The sequence below is a fragment of the Bacteroides togonis genome, assembly GCF_900130135.1.
GTDB lineage: Bacteria > Bacteroidota > Bacteroidia > Bacteroidales > Bacteroidaceae > Bacteroides > Bacteroides pullorum.
In genome coordinates, this window is the sequence record NZ_LT670820.1 from 3,744,194 (window position 1) to 3,763,850 (window position 19,657).

The 19,657-nt window shown below is 52.9% G+C and carries 16 protein-coding genes, 1 tRNA gene and 1 pseudogene; 10 read left to right on the forward strand and 8 right to left on the reverse strand.

The annotated features are described in order from the left end of the window. Positions 1 to 7 precede the first annotated feature (7 nt). From BQ8005_RS15825 to nagB, 4 genes are all read left to right on the forward strand, one after another. Positions 8 to 1,606: a sulfatase family protein gene (locus tag BQ8005_RS15825; protein ID WP_075318701.1), complete on the forward strand. Its 1,599-nt coding sequence runs from the start codon at positions 8 to 10 to the stop codon at positions 1,604 to 1,606. Positions 1,607 to 2,327: 721 nt separating this feature from the next. Further along, the gene (locus BQ8005_RS15830; RefSeq protein WP_075319305.1) at positions 2,328 to 3,257 is read left to right on the forward strand and encodes a tRNA modification radical SAM protein MnmL/YtqA; all 930 of its coding nucleotides are present in this window, start codon (positions 2,328 to 2,330) and stop codon (positions 3,255 to 3,257) included. Positions 3,258 to 3,319: 62 nt separating this feature from the next. Next, positions 3,320 to 4,519 (forward strand): FprA family A-type flavoprotein, encoded by a 1,200-nt coding sequence (locus tag BQ8005_RS15835; protein ID WP_021846654.1) that lies wholly within the window; start codon positions 3,320 to 3,322, stop codon positions 4,517 to 4,519. Positions 4,520 to 4,548: 29 nt separating this feature from the next. Further along, entirely contained in the window at positions 4,549 to 5,361 is an 813-nt protein-coding gene (gene nagB, locus BQ8005_RS15840) for a glucosamine-6-phosphate deaminase (RefSeq protein ID WP_021846653.1), read from the forward strand. Positions 5,362 to 5,478: 117 nt separating this feature from the next. Here nagB and BQ8005_RS15845 read toward each other — a convergent pair whose 3' ends face one another. The 3 genes from BQ8005_RS15845 to BQ8005_RS15855 are packed head-to-tail and all read right to left on the reverse strand — an operon-like array spanning position 5,479 to position 8,688. Continuing rightward, the gene (locus tag BQ8005_RS15845; RefSeq protein WP_075318702.1) at positions 5,479 to 6,093 is read right to left on the reverse strand and encodes an L-threonylcarbamoyladenylate synthase; all 615 of its coding nucleotides are present in this window, start codon (positions 6,091 to 6,093) and stop codon (positions 5,479 to 5,481) included. Between the two features lie 53 nt (positions 6,094 to 6,146). Further along, entirely contained in the window at positions 6,147 to 7,898 is a 1,752-nt protein-coding gene (locus BQ8005_RS15850) for an ATP-dependent DNA helicase (protein WP_075318703.1), read from the reverse strand. Next, positions 7,891 to 8,688, reverse strand: a complete 798-nt coding sequence (locus BQ8005_RS15855; RefSeq protein WP_075318704.1) for a Cof-type HAD-IIB family hydrolase — start codon at positions 8,686 to 8,688, stop codon at positions 7,891 to 7,893. The genes BQ8005_RS15850 and BQ8005_RS15855 overlap by 8 nt, the downstream gene beginning before the upstream one ends. A gap of 137 nt (positions 8,689 to 8,825) precedes the next feature. Here BQ8005_RS15855 and BQ8005_RS15860 point away from each other — a divergent pair, with 137 nt between their 5' ends. The 4 genes and pseudogenes from BQ8005_RS15860 to BQ8005_RS15875 form a co-directional block, all read left to right on the forward strand. Next, positions 8,826 to 9,719: a prenyltransferase gene (locus BQ8005_RS15860; RefSeq protein ID WP_075318705.1), complete on the forward strand. Its 894-nt coding sequence runs from the start codon at positions 8,826 to 8,828 to the stop codon at positions 9,717 to 9,719. Beyond that, positions 9,716 to 10,330: a CPBP family intramembrane glutamic endopeptidase gene (locus BQ8005_RS15865; RefSeq protein WP_075318706.1), complete on the forward strand. Its 615-nt coding sequence runs from the start codon at positions 9,716 to 9,718 to the stop codon at positions 10,328 to 10,330. Before BQ8005_RS15860 ends, BQ8005_RS15865 begins: the two co-directional genes overlap by 4 nt. 156 nt (positions 10,331 to 10,486) lie before the next feature. Further along, the gene (locus BQ8005_RS15870) at positions 10,487 to 11,656 is read left to right on the forward strand and encodes a MalY/PatB family protein (RefSeq protein ID WP_075318707.1); all 1,170 of its coding nucleotides are present in this window, start codon (positions 10,487 to 10,489) and stop codon (positions 11,654 to 11,656) included. Positions 11,657 to 11,674: 18 nt separating this feature from the next. After that, a pseudogene (locus BQ8005_RS15875) lies at positions 11,675 to 12,307 on the forward strand (HAD-IA family hydrolase); the annotation flags it as partial. Between the two features lie 44 nt (positions 12,308 to 12,351). Here the strand turns inward: BQ8005_RS15875 and BQ8005_RS15880 are convergent. The 5 genes from BQ8005_RS15880 to sppA form a co-directional block, all read right to left on the reverse strand. After that, positions 12,352 to 12,424, reverse strand: a tRNA-Phe gene (locus BQ8005_RS15880). 148 nt (positions 12,425 to 12,572) lie between these two features. Next, complete coding sequence (thiL, locus tag BQ8005_RS15885) at positions 12,573 to 13,631, reverse strand: thiamine-phosphate kinase (protein ID WP_075318709.1); 1,059 nt, start codon at positions 13,629 to 13,631, stop codon at positions 12,573 to 12,575. A 34-nt stretch (positions 13,632 to 13,665) separates the two neighbouring features. After that, positions 13,666 to 14,475, reverse strand: a complete 810-nt coding sequence (locus BQ8005_RS15890; RefSeq protein ID WP_075318710.1) for a purine-nucleoside phosphorylase — start codon at positions 14,473 to 14,475, stop codon at positions 13,666 to 13,668. Continuing rightward, complete coding sequence (lpxK, locus tag BQ8005_RS15895; RefSeq protein ID WP_075318711.1) at positions 14,432 to 15,544, reverse strand: tetraacyldisaccharide 4'-kinase; 1,113 nt, start codon at positions 15,542 to 15,544, stop codon at positions 14,432 to 14,434. Before lpxK ends, BQ8005_RS15890 begins: the two co-directional genes overlap by 44 nt. 16 nt (positions 15,545 to 15,560) lie before the next feature. Beyond that, complete coding sequence (sppA, locus tag BQ8005_RS15900; protein WP_075318712.1) at positions 15,561 to 17,333, reverse strand: signal peptide peptidase SppA; 1,773 nt, start codon at positions 17,331 to 17,333, stop codon at positions 15,561 to 15,563. A gap of 301 nt (positions 17,334 to 17,634) precedes the next feature. Between sppA and BQ8005_RS15905 the strand changes: the two genes are divergently transcribed. Together BQ8005_RS15905 and BQ8005_RS15910 are read left to right on the forward strand one after the other, a co-directional pair. Beyond that, the gene (locus BQ8005_RS15905; protein ID WP_075318713.1) at positions 17,635 to 18,366 is read left to right on the forward strand and encodes a type III pantothenate kinase; all 732 of its coding nucleotides are present in this window, start codon (positions 17,635 to 17,637) and stop codon (positions 18,364 to 18,366) included. Beyond that, on the forward strand, positions 18,353 to 19,615 hold the full coding sequence (locus BQ8005_RS15910; RefSeq protein WP_075318714.1) for a BamG family beta-barrel-assembly machinery protein: 1,263 nt from the start codon (positions 18,353 to 18,355) through the stop codon (positions 19,613 to 19,615). The genes BQ8005_RS15905 and BQ8005_RS15910 overlap by 14 nt, the downstream gene beginning before the upstream one ends. Positions 19,616 to 19,657 lie beyond the last annotated feature (42 nt).

Here is a 19,657-nt window from a genome sequence, read left to right on the forward strand (position 1 = left end):
CCTTTGCATGAAGAATTTCAACTTTTCAGCTTCCCTGCTGTGCTCGCTTTCAGGCACGGCAGTTGTGTTGCCCCTGCTCTCGTCCTGCTCCGCGCAGAAGAAGGCCGAGGCCAAGCCATACAACATCGTCTACATCATGACCGACGACCACACGGCGCAGATGATGAGCTGCTATGACCAGCGCTACATCGAAACGCCCAACCTCGACCGCATCGCCGCCGATGGTGTGCGCTTCACCAACAGCTTTGTGGCCAATTCGCTGAGTGGTCCCAGCCGTGCCTGCATGATTACGGGCAAGCACAGCCACGCCAACGGCTTCACAGACAACACTACCTGCGTGTTCGACGGCTCCCAGCAGACCATGCCCAAGCTCCTCCAGCAGGCGGGCTACCAAACGGCCATTGTCGGCAAGTGGCACCTCGAAAGCTTGCCTACCGGCTTCGACTATTGGGAAATCCTGCCCGGCCAGGGTGACTATTACAATCCGCGCTTCATTACCATGCAGAACGATACCGTCAAGGAGAAAGGTTACCTGACCAACCTCATTACCGACAAGAGCATCGACTGGATGGAGAACCAGCGCGACAAGGATAAGCCCTTCTGCCTCTTCATCCACCATAAGGCTATCCATCGCAATTGGTTGCCCGAGCTGAAGTACCTTTCCCTGTACGAAGACAAGACTTTCCCCATGCCCGATAACTTCTATGACGACTACGAAGGTCGTCCGGCCGCTGCTGCTCAGGAGATGAGCATCTGGAAGGACATGGACATCATGTATGATACAAAGATGTATCGCAAAGACCTGAAGTCGCCGCTGAAGGGTGCTTACGAAGCTTATGTTGGCCGCCTTACGCCTGAAGAACGTGCCCAGTACGATGCCTTCTACGCACCCATCATCGAGGAGTTCTACAAGAAGAACCCGCAGGGACGCGACCTGGCCGAATGGAAGTACCAGCGCTACATGCGCGACTATGCCAAGGTAGTGAAGTCGCTCGACGACAACGTGGGCCGTGTGCTCGACTACCTGCAGGAGAAAGGCTTGCTGGACAACACCCTCGTGGTCTATACCTCCGACCAAGGCTTCTACATGGGCGAGCACGGCTGGTTCGACAAGCGCTTCATGTACGAGGAGTCCATGCGTACGCCGCTCGTGATGCGTCTGCCCAAAGACTTCCAGACCCGTGGCGACATCCCGCAGATGGTTCAGAACATCGACTACGCGCCTACCTTCCTCGACCTGGCCGGAGCACCTATCCCCGACGATATCCAAGGCGTCTCCCTGCTGCCCCTGCTCCGTGGCGAAAAGCCGGCCGACTGGCGCAAGTCGCTCTATTACCACTTCTACGAGTATCCGGCTGAGCACATGGTGAAGCGCCACTATGGCGTGCGCACCGAGCGCTACAAGCTCATCCACTTCTACAATGACATCGACGAATGGGAACTTTACGACCTGCAGGAAGACCCCACTGAGATGCACAACCTCTACGGCCAGCCTGGCTACGAGCAGGTGACGGAAGACCTCCGTGCCGAGCTGAAGAAGCTTCAGGCCCAGTATCAGGACCCTATCGAAGAGAAGCTTCAGGCCGAAAAGGCGCAGAAAAAGTAAACTTTATTATCTATCGGATGAGTGGCAGGCCCCCGTCGTCTGCCGCTCATCCCCCTCTTTCCCTGTTGGCAGAAGCAAAGGTATGCCATCTTCTTCAGGCGGCCAAAAACGGGGTATTTGTATGTTCTAAAAATCTGTTAACGAAAATCGGATTTCGTGTTAATAAAACTAATGCGTTGATTTGCAGGGAGGAAAACGATGCTTTCGTGCGTACAAAGCGGTGCTTTCCGATTGGCAGCGCAGCGTGCGTGTGCTGTGGATTTGGGTGTTGCACTTCGTTTTTGTTTTATGTCTGCACGGTTCTTGTGGCTATACTTTCAGGAAAGCGTTTATTGGCTTGGGAAATAGTAGATAAAAGCGTGACGTGTGACAATTGTGACAAATGACAATTAGTAAATCTGTCACAGAAAAACGGGAAATAGAAAATTAATACTATATATATTATATATTTATATATAATATATATAGTATTAAAATATTTAACACTCTCTTCCCGATTCAGGTTAAAAAGTCGATTTTACTAATTGTCATTTGTCACAATTGTCACACTGTCACGTTTTCGTTTCTTTCCAATCTCCAAAGAGCAACACATCCTGTTCTTCTTGAATCGTTGTATGTTTCAGTTTTTCAGACTGTTAAGTATTTTGTTGATTGTGTATGCCCTGAAATGATGCTTGTGCTCTTGGTAATTCGCCAGCTTTTGAGTATCTTTGGGATGGCAATGGAGACAAGAACACTTTACAACGATTTCCCGACTTTTCTGAAGCACTTTTTCCCCGGCAAAGTGCAGAAGATTTCACTTAATGCGGGATTCACGTGCCCCAACCGTGACGGAACGGTGGGTTACGGAGGATGTACGTATTGCAACAACCAGACGTTCAACCCCGAATATTGCCGTACAGAGAAGACAGTGGCCGTGCAGTTGGAGGAAGGGAAACGCTTCTTTGCGCACAAGTACCCCGAAATGAAGTACCTGGCTTACTTCCAGGCCTACACCAATACGTATGGCGAGCTGGAGGCGCTGAAGCGCAAGTACGAGGAGGCACTGGCGGTGGACGACGTGGTGGGGCTGGTCATCGGTACGCGTCCCGACTGCATGCCCGATGCCTTGCTGGACTACCTGGAGACGCTTTCCAAGAGGGCATTCGTGCTGGTGGAGTATGGCATCGAGAGTACGCTGGACCGCACCCTGCGCCGCATCAACCGTGGACACACGTGGCAGGCGGCGATGGACTCCGTGGAGCGTACGGCCGCCCGCGGGCTGCCCGTAGGCGGACACGTCATCCTGGGGCTGCCTGGCGAGTCGCGCGAGGACATGTTGGGACAGGCGGCGGACATCTCGCGTCTGCCACTCGACACCCTGAAGCTGCACCAGTTGCAACTGATACGCGGTACCCGCATGGCGCGCGAGTACGAGGAGCGGCCCGAAGACTTCCACCTGTTCGACGACGTGGACGAATACATCGCTCTGGTGGTGGATTACATCCAGCGTCTGCGCCCTGACCTGGTGCTGGAGCGTTTCGTTTCCCAGTCGCCCAAGGAGCTGCTCATCGCACCCGATTGGGGGCTGAAGAACTACGAATTCAACCACCGCCTGCAAAAAAGAATGAAAGAACTGGACGCCTGCCAGGGAAAGTTGTATAATCAATAAAAATATTGTATTTTTGCATCACGTATCATGACTGGAATGAATCCAAATAAGACTATCAAAGTATGAATCAGAAAACATTGATTAAAGGAAAAGTACATTACGTGGGAGTGAACGACCGTAACAAACACCTTTTCGAAGGAATGTGGCCTTTGCCCTACGGTGTTTCTTACAACTCGTATCTGATAGACGACGACATCGTGGCGCTGGTGGACACCGTGGACGCGTGCTTCTTCGAGACGTATCTGCGCAAAATCCGTTGCATCATCGGCGACCGCCCTATCCAATACCTCATCATCAACCACATGGAGCCCGACCACTCGGGATCTATCCGCCTTATCAAGCAGCACTACCCCGACATTGTCATCGTGGGCAACAAGCAGACCTTCGGCATGATCGAGGGCTATTATGGCGTGACGGGCGACCGCTACGAGGTGAAAGACGAGTCGATGCTCGACCTGGGCCACCATAAACTGAAATTCTACCTGACACCGATGGTACACTGGCCCGAGACGATGATGACTTTCGACGAAACCGACGGCATCCTCTTTGCCGGCGACGCTTTCGGCTGCTTCGGCACGCTGGATGGCGGCTTCCTCGACACACGCATCAACTTGGACAAGTACTGGGAGGAAATGGTGCGCTACTACTCCAACATCGTGGGTAAGTATGGCAACCCCGTGCAGAAGGCACTGGCCAAGCTGGGACACCTGCCCATTACGACCATCTGTTCAACCCACGGGCCGGTTTGGACGGAGAACATTGCTCGCGTGGTAGGCGTTTACGACCGCCTGAGCCGCTACGAGGCCGAGGAAGGCGTGGTCATCGCCTACGGCAGCATGTATGGCAATACGGAGCAGATGGCCGAAGCCATTGCCGCCGAGCTGTCTGCCCAAGGTATCAAGAACATTGTGATGCACAACGTAAGCAAGAGCAATCCTTCATATATACTGAAAGATATCTTCAAATATCGCGGCCTCATTGTGGGCAGCCCTACGTATAGTAACCAGATTTATCCCGAAGTGGATTCGCTCCTCTCCAAGATACTGGTGCGCGAAGTGAAGGGACGCTATCTGGGCTGGTTCGGTTCGTTTACGTGGGCAGGTGCTGCCGTGAAGCGTATCGCTGAGTTTGCCGAAAAGAGCAAGCTGGAAATTGTGGGCGACCCTGTAGAAATGAAGCAGGCCATGAAGGAAATTACCTACGAGCAGTGTGAAAACCTGGCTCGCGCCATGGCCGACCGCCTGAAGAAGGATCGGAAATAAATATTACTAACCTTATAAATTAATCAGACATGAGACTAATCATTCAGCCGGATTACCAATCCGTATCGAAGTGGGCAGCTCACTATGTAGCTGCGAAGATCAAGGCCGCCAATCCTACGGCGGAGAAACCCTTTGTATTGGGATGCCCCACAGGTTCTTCACCCCTGGGCATGTACAAGGAGCTGATTGACCTGAACAAGAAGGGACTCGTTTCCTTCCAGAATGTTGTTACTTTCAACATGGACGAATATGTAGGCCTGCCGAAGGAACACCCCGAAAGCTACTATTCTTTCATGTGGAACAACTTCTTCAGCCACATCGACATCAAGCCGGAGAATACCAACATACTGAACGGCAACGCTGCCGACCTCGACGCCGAATGTGCTCGCTACGAGGAGAAAATCAAGTCGTACGGTGGTATTGATCTCTTCATGGGTGGTATTGGTCCTGATGGTCACATCGCCTTCAACGAGCCGGGTTCTTCCCTTTCGTCTCGTACCCGCCAGAAGACGCTGACTACGGATACCATCATTGCCAATTCACGCTTCTTCGACAACGATGTGAACAAGGTGCCCAAGACGGCTTTGACCGTAGGTGTAGGCACTGTACTCAGCGCCAAGGAAGTGATGATCATTGTAAATGGCCACAACAAGGCACGCGCCCTGTATCATGCCGTAGAAGGCCCTGTAATGCAGATGTGGACTATCAGCGCCCTGCAGATGCACGAGAAGGGTATCATTATCTGCGACGATGCCGCTACTGATGAACTGAAGGTGGGTACGTACCGCTACTTCAAGGACATCGAGGCCGACCACTTGGATCCAGAGTCACTTTTGAAGTAAAACTTTTTAAATGAAGAATGAAGAATTAAGAATGAAGAATTAAGAATGAAGAATTTCCCTGCGTACGGAATAATTCTTCATTCGGAGGCGAAGCCGATATTCTTCATTCTTCATTTTTTATCCTTCCTCCAGCCATCCGGCTCCCTGGCGTATGATTTCCGCCTCGCCCTGCGTACAATCCACTACCGTAGAACCTTCCATGTTTCCGATACCGCCGTCAATGATGAGGTCCACCGTGTCGCCCCATTTCTCGTCAATCAGTTCGGGGTCGGTGACGTATTCGATGTCTTCATCTTTGTCGTGAGGCAGGGTAGTGGTCATAATGGGTGCATCCAGTAGGCGTGCAATCTCACGGATAATGGGGTTGTCGGGCATGCGGATGCCTACTTCCTTGCGGTTGCGGAAGATTTTGGGCAGGCGCGTGGTGCCGTTCAGGATAAAGGTGAACGGGCCAGGCAGGTTGCGTTTCATCAGCTTGAAGGTGGCGTTGTCCACCTTGGCGTACTCGCTGATGCTGCTCAAGTCGTAGCAGATAATGGAGAGGTTGTTCTTCTTGGGATCGATGTCCTTCAGGCGGCAGATGCGCTCGATGGCACGTTCCTTCAGGCCGTGGCATCCGATGGCATACATGGTGTCGGTAGGATAGATGATGAGGCCGCCGTCGTTCAGCAGGTCGACTACGCGTTGCAGATCGGCGGGGTTGTTGTTCTTGTTGTAGAGTTTCAGTAGCATGACTTTTGGCAATAATGGTTGCGCAAATGTAGTCATTTTTCCCCTCTTTGCGTTTATTCTTTCCGCATTTCCTTATCCAGTTTCTTGATTTTTTTCCACGCTTCCTTAAACTTGGGGCAGAGGGCCACGGCTTTCTCATAGTTGCGCAAGGCAGCTTCCTTCATGTCGTGCTTCAGGCATTCGTCGCCCATGTTGATGTATTCGCGGGCATATTTCACGAGGGTCTTCTCCTTTTCGAGTGCGGCGGTACGCAGGGCACGGTTTTCTTCGCGCAGACGGTTGATGACGTTCAGCTTGCGGCGGATGAGGCGCTGGGCGGCGGGGCGCTCGATGTCGTAGCGCGAGTGGATGGCCTTGAAGAACTCCGTGAGGAAGGTATCGAAGTCGCCACGGTCGAAAGCTTTGGTTGCGGCGGCATATTGCACGTCGGCCTGTGCCTGCTTCAGGGCGCGGTCGATGGCTTGGCGGTTGTTGAAACGTTCGGCGAATTGTACAATTTCGGGGCGGACAAAGACATCGGCACGGCTGACGGGCTTTCTTAGGCGGATACCTTCGAGCGAGGTACATCGGCTCAGGGCCACGTAGGTTTGCCCGCCTGCGAAGACACCGCCCGTGAAGTCGATGACCACGCGGCTGAATGTCAGTCCCTGACTCTTGTGGACGGTGATGGCCCACGCCAGGCGGACGGGGAACTGGGTGAACGTGCCCAGTTCTTCTTCCTCAATCTGCTTCTTCTCTTCGTTGTAGGTGTAGCGGATGTTGCGCCACGTCTCGCGGCGAACGTCGCAGGCACGGCCGTCGTCGGTGGTGATGTAGAGCGTCTCGCCGTCGAGGTCGAAGCCGCTCACCACGCCGATGGTGCCGTTTACCCACCGGCGTTCGTAGTCATTCTTGATGAAGATGACTTGTGCGCCAGGCTTTAGTACCAGTTCCTGTGAGGTGGGCAAGCTGCTTTCGGGAAAGTCGCCGTGCACTTCGCCGAGGAAGCTTTCGGGCTGGCCGGGGAGCTCCTTCAGGTGGCGCTCGTTGATGTAGTCTACGTTGTCGCGGCGGGTGGCCAGGGTGATGTAGAGGTCGTCGGCGTCGGCGGGCTCGGTGGCTGTGGTGTAGCGGGTGTTGAGCAGCTGGAGGTCAGCGGAGCCGGCGGTGTTGTTGCGGATGTGGTCCAGCACGCCGATGAACTTCGGGTCACTCTGGCGGTACACCTTTTGCAATTCGATTGATACCAGTTCTATCTGGCCGAATACACGGGCGGAGAAGAAATAGGGCGTGGGGTAGAAGCGGTTCAGGATGTCGCGCTCGTCGGCCTTCACCACAGGCTCCAGCTGGAAGACATCGCCCACGAGCAGCAGCTGCTTGCCGCCGAAGGGTTCGCGAAGGTTGTGGCTATAGACGCGCAGGATGCGGTCGACGGCATCGATGATGTCGGCCCGCACCATCGAAATCTCGTCGATGATGACCAGCTCCAGCTCCTCGAGCAGCTTGCGGTGGGGCTTGGTGTACTTGAAGAACTCGTGGATGCGTCCCTTCTGCAGGCTCAGGTTGGGATCGTCGGGCAGCAGGGGGTGGAAGGGTAGCTTGAAAAAGCTATGCAGGGTACTTCCGCCCGCGTTGATGGCGGCGATGCCTGTGGGGGCTAGCACGACGTGTTTCTTGCGTACGTTGTCGCAGACGTAGCGCAGGAAGGTCGATTTGCCCGTACCGGCCTTCCCCGTCAGGAAGAGCGACTGGCGGGTGTACTTCACGAGGTTCAGGGCGTCCTGAAACTCACGGTTGCTGGTGTCGGGGAGGAAGGCTTTATCCATTCTCCATTATCCATTTCTGAATGGCTTTCGCTATACCGTCTTCGTCCACCGTATCGGTGATATAGTTGGCGGCGGCTTTTACTTCGTCACGGGCGTTACCCATGGCGATGCCGATACCTGCATGGCGAAGCATGGAAATGTCGTTACCTCCGTCGCCGAAAGCAATGGTGTCTTCGAGGCGAATGCCGAAGTGGCGGATGATTTCGTCGATGCCTCGTTGCTTGGTGTTGCCGCGGGCGGTGACATCGACAAAGGCCGGATGCCAGCGGCCCATCTCGCAATGGGTGAGGGAAGGCACTATTTCCGCCTCCTGCGCTTCGTCGAGGAAGGGCGTCAGCTGGAAGATTTCCTTGCCGTCAATAGCCTCATGGAGAGGTGTGTCGGGGAGGGGTGTCGTGACACGCAAGTGTTCGTGGAAGATCTGTTGCACACGTTCGTCAGGCTGGCAGACGCAGATGGTGTGTTCGCCCACTACGATGCAGGGGATGCTCCTCTGGGCACAATAGTCGGTGAGCGTGCGGACGTCGTCGGCTGGTATGGAGCTCTTGTAGATCACTTGGTCGCCCACGAAGCAATAGGCGCCGTTCATCGTGACATAACCGTCTATCAGTCCTCGTTCCTGCAAGGGACCCAGGTTGTTGATGATGACGCGCGGACGGCCGGTAGCGATGAAGATGCGGTGGCCTTTGGCCTTGGCGGCCGACAATGCCTCGACGGCCGAGGCGGGTATCTCGTGGGTGCGGAAGCTGACGAGCGTTCCGTCGATGTCGAAAAACAGAGCTTTGGTCATTGCGTTCAATTCTTTATCTGGGGCACAAAATTAAAGATTTTAGGCGGAATAATCTAGTGCATTCTCTTTCCTTTTTCAGGAAATGGCGAAGATATTTCGTACATTTGTACCCCCTAACCTATAACAAGTTTTTGTATATGAAGAAACATGTTTTGAAAGATTGGCTGGTGGCCGTTCGGCCCTGGTCGTTTCCTGCCTCGGCTATGCCTGTGGCGGTGACGTTGGCTTATCTCTATTGGATGCAACAAGACGTGAACTGGACAAACGGTGTATGGGCGTTGCTCAACATCATCGTGTTTCATGCCGCAGGCAATACGTGGAGCGACTATTTCGATTACAAGCACCACGTGGATCGCGAAGACACCCATGGCGTGCGTACGCTGACAGGCGGCCTCTTCCGTCCGCAGGAGATTTTCCGCCTTTCGCTCTCGCTGCTCGTGGTGGCGCTGATAGCAGGTGTCGGATTGATGCTTCGGACAGGGCTTCCCCTATTATATATAGGTATCGGCGGAGCGGCTTGTACGCTGCTCTATCCGGCGTTGAAGTATCGTGCGCTGGGCGACGTGGTTATCTTCGTGGCTTATGCGCTGCTGCCCATGCTGGGCACGGCCTATGTGGCGACGGGTACGATGGATTGGTCGACGATGTGGGCAGGTGTCCCTGTGGGGCTCATCACCGTAGCTATCCTGCACGCCAACAACACGCGCGACATTGAAACCGACGTGCGGGCCGATATCCGTACCCTGGCCATGACGGTGGGTGCACGGACGTCCATGCTAGTTTATTATCTGGAAGTGTTGCTCCCCTTCGTGTGGATCATCGGCTGTGCCGCCACAGGAGTCTTTCCTTGGTGGAGCCTGTTGGTGCTTCCTGCGCTGATACCTGCCGTGGGCAATGTGCGTCTGATGGCTTCTTACTCGATGTGTGGCATGGAGGGCATCTCTCGCCTCGACGAGCTGACGGCCAAGCTCCAGTTATTGTTTAGTCTGCTTTTTGCCTTGTCGTTCGTTTTAGCCCGTGTATTCTCATGAAAAGATTGGTCCTGTCCATCGTGTTGGCCGCCGTGTTGTGGTCGGTCATGTTTTCGCCTCTGACGGCGCCGCATGTCAACTTTTGGCTGATGATGTCTCTTTCGGCTCTGACGCTCTCTGTCTTGTCCCTTCGTTTCGATGCAGGTTGGCGGCGTGAGGCCGATAGTAGCTGGACGAATCTGTTGCTGGGCATAGTCATTGCCGCGGCTTTGTGGGGCATCTTCTGGACGGGCGACAAAGTGTCGACGTGGCTTTTCGACTTCGCCCGCCCGCAGGTCAATCTGATTTATGGCATGAAGGAGGGAGCATCGCCTTGGTTGCTCTCCGTCTTGATGCTGGTATTGATAGGCCCTGCCGAAGAAATCTTTTGGCGTGGATATGTGCAACGCACGCTTTCGCGGCGTTGGACTCCTAATGCCGGCTTTGTGGTGACGACGTTGGTTTACGCGTTGGTGCATGCTGCTTCGTGCAACTTCATGCTCGTGATGGCGGCACTGGTGGCAGGCGTGGTGTGGGGCGGACTTTACCGCTTGTATCCGCGACGTATGTGGGCCATCATCGTGTCGCATGCAGTGTGGGATGTGGCGGTGTTCGTCTGGTTCCCCATCTAACGGAAGATTGGCTTCGGTCAGGGCACGCTTTGGCGGGCAGAGTGGAAAGCACTGTTTTCTTCTCGATAAAACGATGCTTTCCCATCAAGAAAACATAGTTTTACGGATAAGTGATAGATGGAATAAAGAAGTGAAACCTTATAAATCAAAAAGGAAATGCAATATAATTTCGATGAAGTAATAGATCGTCGCGGCACCGATTCGGTGAAGTGGGACGGTATGAAGAACGTTTGGGGGCGCAACGACCTGACGGCTATGTGGGTGGCCGATATGGATTTTCGTACGCCGCCTTTTGTGATGGATGCCTTGCGCCATAGGCTGGAGCACGAAGTGTTGGGATATACCTCGGCTTGTGAAGGTTGGGACACCACCATTTGCCGCTGGTTGCAGAAGCGCCATCAGTGGGAAGTACGCCCCGATTGGCTGACGTTTGTGCCGGGTATCGTGCGTGCCCAGGCTTTTGCCCTGCTCTGCTTTACGCAGCCGGGCGACCGTGTGCTGGTAATGACGCCCGTCTATCATCCCTTCTTCCTTGTTACCGAACGGCTGAAGCGCGAGGTCGTGCGTTCGCCGCTCGACTTGCGCGACGGGCACTATCACATCGACTTCGACCGCCTGCGTCGCGACGTGCAGGGATGCAAGGCACTCATTCTCTGCAATCCTCACAACCCTGGCGGGCGTGTGTGGACGGTGGACGAGCTTCGCCAGATAGCCGACATTTGCAAGGAAAGCGGTACGTTGGTCATCTCCGACGAAATTCATGCTGACCTCACCTTGCCGCCCTATAAGCACCATCCTTTTGCTTCGGTAAGCGAGGCGGCTGCTTCCAATTGCGTCACCTTCATGGCGCCCAGCAAAACGTTCAACATGCCTGGCATTCAGAGTTCCTTTGCTATCGTGCCCGACGATACTTTGCGCGGACGCTTCCAAACCTTTATGGAGGCAGGCGAATTTTGTGAAGGGCACCTTTTTGCTTACATTGGTTGCAAGGCTGCTTTCGAACACGGCGAGGAATGGCTGGGGCAGATGCTTGCCTATATTCAGGGCAATATAGACTTCACCGAAGCCTATCTGAAGGAGCATATCCCCTCCATCGGCATGATACGCCCACAGGCTTCCTATCTCGTGTTTCTCGATTGTCGTGCTTTGGGGCTTAGCCAAGAGGAGCTGGAGCATTTGTTTGCCGACAAGGCCCGTCTGGCACTGAATTCGGGCACTATGTTTGGCGAGCCCGGCCGTGGTTTCATGAGGCTCAATGTCGGTTGTCCGCGCCAACAGCTTCGTAAAGCTCTCCAACAATTGGAAATGGCTGTTAATATGCAATAATCAAGCTGTTAAAACACTATGGAATACAAGGTTTATCTTTTCGACTTCGATTACACACTGGCCGACTCGTCGCGAGGCATCGTCACTTGTTTCCGCCATGTGCTCGACCGTCATGGCTACACTTCGCCTACGGATGATGACATCAAGCGCACCATTGGCAAGACGTTGGAAGAGTCTTTTTCTCTATTGACTGGCGTGACGGATGTTGCCTGCCTGGCCGAATTTCGTCGTGAGTACGTGAAGGAAGCTGATGTTTATATGACGTCCAATACAGTACTTTTCCCCGAAGTGGAAGGCGTGCTTCGTCGGCTGAAGGCGGGTGGTGTACAATTGGGTATCATCTCTACGAAGTTTCGCTATCGCATCCGTGAGTTGCTCGTGGTCAAAGGATTGGACGATGTGTTCGACCTTATTGTCGGTGGTGAAGATGTCTCGGCTGCCAAACCTTCGCCTGAAGGCGTATTGATAGCTTTGGATCGCTTGCATGTCCGTAAGGAAGATGTGCTTTATGTGGGCGATAGTGTGGTCGATGCCGAGACGGCTCAGGCGGCCGATGTTAGCTTTGGAGGTGTCACCCATGGTGTTACGACGTATGCAGAGCTTTCCGCTTATCCTCATCGGCTTATTATGGCGAGTCTTGAGGAATTGGTTTAAACCAAAAAGAAGCGGCCAATTATTTGGTCGCTTCTTTTATGTGGTGTCACCAGGAATCGAACCGGGGACACAAGGATTTTCAGTCCTTTGCTCTACCAACTGAGCTATGACACCATTGCTTTTGATTTGCGGTTGCAAAGGTAGTGAAAAAATTGGATTCTGCAAGCGGTGAGCGAATAAAAAACACTGGTTTAGGAGTAACTTCCTTATAACCAGTGCTTAATGAATGAATCTTTTTTTAATTATCTTCTTGTTGTTTCCCTTATTCGGCAGGTTCAGTCGTGTTTCCACCATTTTTTAGAGGATTCCATCCTTGGGCTTTCAATTCGAACTCCTGACCGTCACGGGTAATGAGGGCACAACCCAGCTCGGGTTTGGTGATGTGTCCTATCAGCTTGACGCCTTCCATGTCAGCCACTTTTTCGTGGTCGGCGATGGGCACAGTAAACAACAATTCGTAGTCTTCGCCTCCGTTCAGTGCACAGGTAGTTAGGTTCATATTGAACTCTTCGGCCATGACTGCCGTTTGGTAGTCGATGGGGATGTGTTCTTCGTAAACGCGGCAACCTACCTTGCTTTGCGAGCAGATGTGCATTAGTTCGGACGAGAGGCCGTCGGAGATGTCCATCATGGCTGTGGGTTGTATGCCTGCCTTGCGCAACCGCTCGATGATGTCTTTGCGGGCTTCGGGCTTGAGTTGGCGCTCCAGCAGGTATTCCTTGCCGGCGAAGTCGGGCTGTACGTCCTTGTCGGTACCTTTCAGTACGGCCTTCTCGCGCTCCAACAGCTGGAGACCCATATAGGCCGCACCCAAATCTCCGCTGACGCATATCAAGTCGGTTTCCTTGGCGCCGTTGCGATAGACGGTTTTGCCTTTTTCACCTTCGCCGATACAGGTAATACTGATGGTGAGGCCTGTGTAGGACGAGCAGGTGTCACCACCCACGATGTCCACATTGTAGGCCTCGCAAGCCAGACGGATGCCGGCATACAGTTCCTCCATATCTTCCACACAGAAACGTTTGGATAATCCCAACGAAACGGTAATCTGTTTGGGAGTGCCGTTCATGGCATAAATGTCGGAGAAGTTGACCACGGCGGCCTTGTAGCCCAGGTGCTTCAGAGGCACATAGGTCAGGTCGAAGTGTACGCCTTCGAGCAGGAGGTCGGTCGTGATCAGCACTTCCTTGTCGGCAGGATAGGAGAGTACGGCGGCATCGTCGCCGATGCCGTAGCGGGTCGATTCGTTTTTAGGTTGGATACCTTCGGTCAGATGGTCTATGAGGCCAAACTCGCCGAGGGTAGCTATTTCTGTTCTCATCTTTACTTGTTTATAATATCAAATATCGTTTGTCTCAAGCACGGTTGATGAGTTCGCGCATGATTTCGGTCATGCGGGGTTGGGCGGCGTCGGCTGCCTTCTGAACCTCTTCGTGCGACACTTCTACAATCTTGCCCTCTACACCCAGGTCGGTGATGACTGATACGCCGAAGACCTTGATGCCGCAATGGTTGGCCACGATGACTTCGGGTACGGTGGACATGCCAACGGCGTCGGCGCCCAGGATGTGGAAGAGTTTGTATTCGGCAGACGTTTCGAACGTCGGACCCTGTGTGCCCAGGTAAACGCCGTGTTGCACCTTGATGCCTTTTTCGGCGGCAATGGCGTCGGCCTTGCGGATGAGTTCCTTGTCGTAGGCTTCGCTCATGTCTGGGAAGCGGGGACCGTAGGGGATGTTCTTGCCGCGCAGAGGATGTTCGGGGAAATAGTTGATGTGGTCGGTGATAATCATCAGGTCGCCGATTTCGAAGGTTGGGTTGGTGCCACCGCTGGCATTGGATACGAACAATGTCTTGATACCCAGTTCGCGCATGACACGGACGGGGAAGGTCACTTCCTTCATCGAATAGCCTTCATAGTAGTGGAAGCGGCCCTGCATGGCCATGATGTCCTTGTTGCCCAGCTTGCCGAAGATGAGCTTTCCGCTATGCCCTTCGACGGTCGAGACGGGAAAGTTGGGGATATCCTCGTACTTTATTTCATACTTCTCGGTGATTTCGCCGGCCAGGCTTCCCAAACCGGTGCCAAGGATAATAGCTGTTTCGGGTTGCGTGTGCATCTTACTTTTGAGGTAAGCTGCTGTTTCTTGAATTTTTTCTAACATAGCCAATAATGTTTTGGTTAAAGGATTCTTGTTGGTTCAATAGGATTTCCACTTCGATGGGGATGGCGTAAATGTAAGGCTTCAGGTCTTCGCTCAATGCTGGTTGGGCCTTGAGCCGTGCCGCGTCTTTCTCGGTTGTGATGATGAGACGCTGGCATCCCTCCATTTGTGAAAATTCTTTTTCGATGAGCCTCAGGTCTTTCTCGTTGAAGTCGTGATGGTCGGAGAAGGAGAACTGTCTGAGGCTTTTGGCGTAGAGTTTTACTTCTTCGACGAGCGGTTGTGGTGATGCGATGCCGGTGACGAGGAGTACATGCTCTTCACCGCTCAGTACTTTGGACAAGGGACGGTCGGCCATGGCTTGTGGAAATACGGCTACAGGCATGCCATAACGTATGCGTGTGAAGTAAAGTTGTTGGAAGGGATACAGGCTGAGCTGCTTCCCTGTGATATTGAAGTCAATCGGCTTGATGTCTTGCGGACACTTGGTGACGATGATTATCTGTGCACGGGTCTTGCCCGAGGCGGGTTCGCGCAACCGTCCTGCGGGCAGCAGGCTGTCTTCGGTGAACAGGCGGTTGTAGTCGGTCAGCAGAATGTTCAGGCCTGCCTGCACGTAGCGGTGCTGGAAGGCATCGTCCAGCAGAATGACGTCGGGGTGGGGATTGTCCAGCTCCAGCAGTTGGCTGATGCCATGGCGGCGGTCGGCATCGACCGCTATGTGTGCCTGAGGGAATTTTTCTTTCATCTGATAGGGTTCGTCGCCTATCTGGGTGGCATTGCTATGGGTGTCTGCCAGTATATAGCCTTTACTTTTACGCTTGTAGCCGCGGCTCAGTACGGCGACGTTCAGTCCTGCCTGTTGCAACAACCGTATCAGATACTCCGTGTGGGGCGTCTTGCCCGTACCGCCTACGGTCAGGTTCCCGATGCAGATGACAGGGATGTCAAAGCTCTTCGACTGGAGAATTTTCCAGTCGAAGAGCTTGTTGCGGAGCCACACTCCCCCTCCATAGATCCATGAGAGGGGGAGAAGCCAGCGGTGTATGGGGACGGTACGTTCTGTCATCTGTACAGGAGCGGTATTATTCTACATTCAGTTCGAAGGGCAGGCGTGCCTGGATGCGGTCGCGCTTGTCGAAGTTCTCCAGAATGCTGAACTGGCGGTAAAGTTCGCCAGCCTTGCCACTGAGGAAGCGCGACTTGAGGTAAGTGCCCGGATTGGTGTTCATCAGCATCTCGAGGAACGTCTGCTTGGCCGGATAGGATACGACGGTATAGGCATCGATGCCGGCTTTCTGGCAGGCAATCTCCAGGGCACGGTCCAATCCGCCCAGCTCGTCGACGAGGCCCAGTTCCTTGGCGGTGCTGCCCGTCCATACGCGGCCTTGGGCAATCTTGTCCAGCTCCTCCTTGGCAATACCGCGCCCTTCGGAGCAGCGGGTCAGGAAGAGGTCGTAACCTTGGTTCACCATCTTCTGCATCAGGGCCTTCTCACCCTCGTTCATGGGGCGGCCGGTAGCGCCGAAGTCGGCGTATGCGTTGGTCTTCACTACATCGAAGTCAAGACCTATCTTATCGGTCAGTCCCTTCACGTTGGGGTACATGCCGAAGATGCCGATGGAGCCTGTCAGGGTAGTGGGCTCGGCCACGATGGTGTCGGCATTGCACGACATATAGTATCCGCCCGAGGCGGCATATTCGCCCATGGAGACGATGACGGGCTTCTCTTTCTTCAGTTGGCTGACGGCATACCACAGCTGCTCGGAGCCGTAGGCACTTCCGCCGGGTGAGTTTACGCGGAGCACGACGGCCTTTACATCGTCATTCTCCTGCAGGCGGCGCAGGTCGCGGATGACCTTGGAAGGGATGATGGTAGGTTGGTCGCTGAACGATGAACTTTCGTAGTCGACGATTTCGCCGCTGGCGTAGTATACGGCCACGATGTTGCCGCTCTTGTCCTTCGGCTGGTTCTTGCGCACGTTCACCATGTCCTGCAATCCCAATACGGGCAGGTCGTCGTCCTTGTCGAGGCCGGCCAGGGGCTTCAGGTAGTCGCGTACGTCGTTCTTATATATTAAGGTGTCCACCAAGCCGCATTTCACGGCTTCTTCCGAAGGCTCGAACATGATCATGTTGTCGGCATACTGGTTGAGCTTGTCTACGCTGACGTTGCGTGACTCGGATACGGCCTTGGTCACAGCGCCCCATACGGAGTTGATGTAGGCCGTCACCTGTTCGCGGTTGGCAGGGCTCATTTCGGTGGCGATGAAGGGCTCTACGGCCGACTTGTAGGTACCCACCTTGAAAATCTGCATCTCGACACCTATCTTTTCGAGCAAGTCTTTGTAGAAGATGGGAGTCGAGGCGATGCCTCGCCATTCGAGCGAACCTTTGGGATTCATCAGCACCTTGTCGGCTACGCTGGCCAGGTAGTACAGGCTCTGCTGGTAGTTGTCGGCATAGGCTACGATGAACTTGCCGCTTTCCTTGAAGTCGAGCAGCGTGTTGCGTATCTCCTCGATGGCGGCATAGCCGGCGGTCAGGTAGCTGAGCTGCAGGTAGATACCTTTGATGTTTTCATTTTCCTTGGCCTTGCGGATGGAGGAGAGAATGTCGTCTAATCCATATACTTGATAATCGTCACTGAACAATGTCTCGTAAGGCATCGCCTCGTTTCTTTCTCTCAGTTCGCCTTTCAGCTCGAGCATCATGACGGAGTTGGAGCTTACTTGTGTTTCGGCTTCGGATGAGGCCAGGGCGCTGAACAGTATCAGCATGCCTCCAAAGAACAGCACGACGCAGGACAGGATGATACCCGTGACGGTCGCGAAGGTAAATTTGAAGAAATCTTTCATATTGGTAGTCTTGTTAATTGCTAACTTTATTAAGCTAACAAAGATAAATAATAAGGTTGATATTTGCTTTATCTGTCGCCAACTTTTTTGTTTTGTCACAAGAAAGTCTGTCTTTCCTCTGAAAATATCCCTTGCGTCAGGGCGATTTGCTTGTCTTGCAGGGGCGTCTGTGACTATTTGTGCGGAAAAGGCTGTTTTGTCAGGTGGAAAACGATGCTTTCTTCCTACGAACGCAATGCTTTATGATATGCGAAATAATGGAATAAAGTCGTATCTTTGCACCCGCAAAAAAGTGATAGCAGTGAATTTGATTATTGACATAGGGAATACGGTGGCCAAAATTGCCCTTTTTGAGGGGGCAGATTTGAAGGATGTGGTCTACAACTCCAACTTCACGCTGGAGGCGCTACCTGATGTCTGCCGCCGCTATCCCATCGAAAAGGCTATTGTGGCTACGGTTATCGACCTGACAGACGAGGCAGAAGCCCGTTTGGCTGAATTGCCCTGCCCCCTGTTGAGGCTGGGTGCTGATACCCCTCTCCCTGTGGAGAACCTTTATGAAACGCCCCGCACGTTGGGCTACGACCGTATGGCGGCTGTGGTGGGCGCTGCTGAGCGATTCCCTGGTAGGGATATTCTGGTAATAGATGCCGGCACGTGTATCACGTATGAATTTGTGGATGCGGCCGGCCGATATCATGGCGGAAATATTTCGCCCGGCCTACAGATGCGTTTCAGGGCTCTGAACCACTATACAGGGCGCCTTCCTCTTGTCGAGGCCGAGGGACGCTTGCTCCCGATGGGAAAGGATACAGAGACGGCCATCCGTGCAGGAGTGTTGAAGGGTATTGAATACGAAATGGCAGGCTACATCCGTGCAATGAAAGATAAATATCCTGAACTTTTGGTTTTTTTAACGGGGGGCGACGAATTTTCTTTTGATACAAACTTAAAAAGTATCATCTTTGCAGACAGATTTTTAGTGTTGAAAGGATTAAACCGAATATTGATATACAATAATGACGAGATATAAACAGACACTCTTGGCGCTTGTGCTCAGCTTGTTTTGCGGGGAAGTAATGGCCCAAAATAATACAAACTCACCTTATACAAGGTATGGATACGGGCATCTGGCAGACCAGGGGTCGAGTAATAGCAAGGCAATGGGCGGAGTGGCCTATGGCTTGCGTGACGGTACGCAGGTGAACTTTGCCAATCCGGCTTCCTATACGGCGGTTGATTCCTTGACATTTATTTTTGATGGAGCAGTTTCGTTGCAAAACACGAACTTCAGTGACGGTACGCTGAAACAGAATGCCAAAAATTCCAGCTTCGATTATATTACCATGCAGTTCAGATTGGCTCGCTGGTGTGGTATGAGCTTGGGTTTGATCCCTTTTTCGAATGTGGGTTATAGCATGGGAGAATATAGAGAAGATACTGAGAATTCTTCTAATTCCAGCTCTGTGACCTACTCTGGCGAAGGAGGCTTGCATCAGGCTTATGTCGGATTAGGATTTAAAATATTTAAAAATCTTTCTGTTGGTGCAAATATTTCGTATCTTTGGGGAGATATAGCACGGACTTCGTACCTGACATTTCCCTCGGATGCCAATAAGTTTCCTTATCAGAAAACGTTGGACGCTGTTTGGAAAAGCTATAAGCTCGATTTTGGCGTACAGTATACGCAAACCTGGGGAAAGAAGAATGCGTTGACATTTGGAGCCGTGTTCTCTCCCAAACACGATTTGGGAGGTAAGACCTCGATTAGCGAAGCGGTAGGTAATTCTACAACCGGAGCTACTTATACTTCGCGCGACAGTGTGGCAACTTATGGTATTCCGTTGTCTATCGGTGCTGGCTTGGCTTATGTATATGACAAACGTCTGACGGTGGGAGCCGACTTCCTGTTGCAGGAATGGAACAAAGTAAGCTATATGAACAATGCCGATGCGTTTTGTTCCAGAATGCGTATCGGAATAGGAGCTGAATACATCCCTAATCTGATAGGACGTAGCTACTTCGCTCATGTCAAATATCGTTTGGGAGCCTATTATTCGCTTCCTTACTATAAGATAGAAGGTGAACGTGCCGCAAAGGAATTTGGAGTATCTGCCGGTTTTGGTCTTCCGATACCGCGTACCCGCTCCGTGTTGAGCGTGACAGCACAGTATGCGAAGACCCACGGATCGAAAGTGACCTTTGTCGATGAAAATACATTGAGGCTTGTCGTCGGTGTGACATTCAACGAACGCTGGTTCTTCAAACGGAAAGTGGATTAAGGTATTTGGACATTGAAACATAACAACTAAAAATTTGAATAC

Excerpts from the sequence above, each read along its gene's own strand:
- BQ8005_RS15825 (WP_075318701.1), top strand. The coding sequence starts at position 8 with ATGAAGAATTTCAACTTTTCAGCTTCCCTGCTGTGCTCGCTTTCAGGC.
- BQ8005_RS15830 (WP_075319305.1), top strand. The coding sequence starts at position 2,328 with ATGGAGACAAGAACACTTTACAACGATTTCCCGACTTTTCTGAAGCAC.
- BQ8005_RS15835 (WP_021846654.1), top strand. The coding sequence starts at position 3,320 with ATGAATCAGAAAACATTGATTAAAGGAAAAGTACATTACGTGGGAGTG.
- nagB (WP_021846653.1), top strand. The coding sequence starts at position 4,549 with ATGAGACTAATCATTCAGCCGGATTACCAATCCGTATCGAAGTGGGCA.
- BQ8005_RS15845 (WP_075318702.1), bottom strand. The coding sequence starts at position 6,093 with ATGCTACTGAAACTCTACAACAAGAACAACAACCCCGCCGATCTGCAA.
- BQ8005_RS15850 (WP_075318703.1), bottom strand. The coding sequence starts at position 7,898 with ATGGATAAAGCCTTCCTCCCCGACACCAGCAACCGTGAGTTTCAGGAC.
- BQ8005_RS15855 (WP_075318704.1), bottom strand. The coding sequence starts at position 8,688 with ATGACCAAAGCTCTGTTTTTCGACATCGACGGAACGCTCGTCAGCTTC.
- BQ8005_RS15860 (WP_075318705.1), top strand. The coding sequence starts at position 8,826 with ATGAAGAAACATGTTTTGAAAGATTGGCTGGTGGCCGTTCGGCCCTGG.
- BQ8005_RS15865 (WP_075318706.1), top strand. The coding sequence starts at position 9,716 with ATGAAAAGATTGGTCCTGTCCATCGTGTTGGCCGCCGTGTTGTGGTCG.
- BQ8005_RS15870 (WP_075318707.1), top strand. The coding sequence starts at position 10,487 with ATGCAATATAATTTCGATGAAGTAATAGATCGTCGCGGCACCGATTCG.
- thiL (WP_075318709.1), bottom strand. The coding sequence starts at position 13,631 with ATGAGAACAGAAATAGCTACCCTCGGCGAGTTTGGCCTCATAGACCAT.
- BQ8005_RS15890 (WP_075318710.1), bottom strand. The coding sequence starts at position 14,475 with ATGTTAGAAAAAATTCAAGAAACAGCAGCTTACCTCAAAAGTAAGATG.
- lpxK (WP_075318711.1), bottom strand. The coding sequence starts at position 15,544 with ATGACAGAACGTACCGTCCCCATACACCGCTGGCTTCTCCCCCTCTCA.
- sppA (WP_075318712.1), bottom strand. The coding sequence starts at position 17,333 with ATGAAAGATTTCTTCAAATTTACCTTCGCGACCGTCACGGGTATCATC.
- BQ8005_RS15910 (WP_075318714.1), top strand. The coding sequence starts at position 18,353 with ATGACGAGATATAAACAGACACTCTTGGCGCTTGTGCTCAGCTTGTTT.